Annotated in this window: 1 protein-coding gene; it reads right to left on the reverse strand. The window is 70.9% G+C overall.

What is annotated here, in order from left to right:
* Positions 1 to 33: 33 nt before the first annotated feature.
* Positions 34 to 1,266: an IS30 family transposase gene (locus tag ADK67_RS08875; RefSeq protein ID WP_442974115.1), complete on the reverse strand. Its 1,233-nt coding sequence runs from the start codon at positions 1,264 to 1,266 to the stop codon at positions 34 to 36.
* Positions 1,267 to 1,315: the final 49 nt, after the last annotated feature.

Genomic DNA, 1,315 nt, shown 5'->3' on the forward strand with positions numbered 1-1,315 from the left:
GGTGGATTCCAGTGGTCGTTGCAACACGGATGATCAACCGCTGTCGGTGAGGAGTTTAGCGAGGCGCTCGGCTGGGGTGTCCCAGCCGAGTGTTTTGCGTGGGCGGCGGTTGAGTTGGGCGGCGACGGCGGCCAGGTCGTCGGGGGTGTGGACGGACAGGTCGGTGCCTTTGGGGAAGTACTGGCGGAGCAGGCCGTTGGTGTTCTCGTTGCTGCCGCGTTGCCAGGGGCTGTGGGGGTCGCAGAAGTAGACGGGGATGTCGGTGGCGGTGGTGAATTCGTGGTGGCGGCTCATCTCGGAGCCCTGGTCCCAGGTCAGGGAGCGGGTGAGGTGGGCGGGCAGGGTGGTGATGGTGGCGGTGAGGGCGTCGCGGAGGGCTTCGGCGGTGCGGTCGTGTCCCAGGTGCGCGAGCAGGACGTAGCGGGTGGTGCGTTCCACGAGGGTGCCGATGGCGGACTTCTGGTCGGCGCCGATGATGAGGTCGCCTTCCCAGTGACCGGGGACGGCGCGGTCCTCGACCTCGGCGGGCCGGTCGCTGATCATCACCATCGGGGCGGTGAACCGGGGTCGGCGACTGTCGGGGGCGCGGCGGGGTTTGCGCACGGTGCGCCCGGTGCGCAGCGCGCGGGTCAGCTCACGGCGCAGTTCACCGCGGCCCTGGACGTAGAGCGCCTGGTAGATCGTCTCGGGGGACACGTGCAACTCCGGGTCGTCGGGGTGGTCGCGGCGCAGGCGGCGGCTGATCTGCTCGGGGCTGAACCTGTCGTCGAGCATGCCCGTCACCAGCGCCCGCAGCCGCGGGTTGGCCGCGATCCGGCCCGGTCTGGGCCGCGGGCGGCGACGCTCGGCCAGGGACTGCGCCACGTTGGGCAGATAGCGGGCGTTGTCCGGGTCGCCGTTGCGGGCGAGCTCGCGGCTGATCGTGGACGGCTGCCGGCCCAGTTCCCGGGCGATCGCCCGCACTCCCGCCCCGGCCCGGTGCAGGTCGGCGATCACCAGCCGCTCGTCGTGGGACAGGAACCGGGACGACACCTGCGGCCCGGCCGGAGACGGACACGCGGGTGGGGCGGGAGACCGGCCGGTCTCCCGCCCCACCCCTCCCGCACGACCATGCCGCCACCGGTGCCCGGTCCGCCGGTTGATCCCCACGACCCGACACGCCTCCACCGTTCCCACACCCCGCAACACAAGATCAAGATACGCACGGCGCTCGGCGAACAACTTCCTCCGCCCCTGAGGCGACCGGTCCCCACGGATCTCGAACACAACAACCCCTGAACAAGTCAGGTGTTGCAACCACCACTAGAACCCAAGC

The sequence above is a fragment of the Saccharothrix sp. NRRL B-16348 genome, from assembly GCF_001280085.1.
Lineage (GTDB): Bacteria > Actinomycetota > Actinomycetes > Mycobacteriales > Pseudonocardiaceae > Actinosynnema.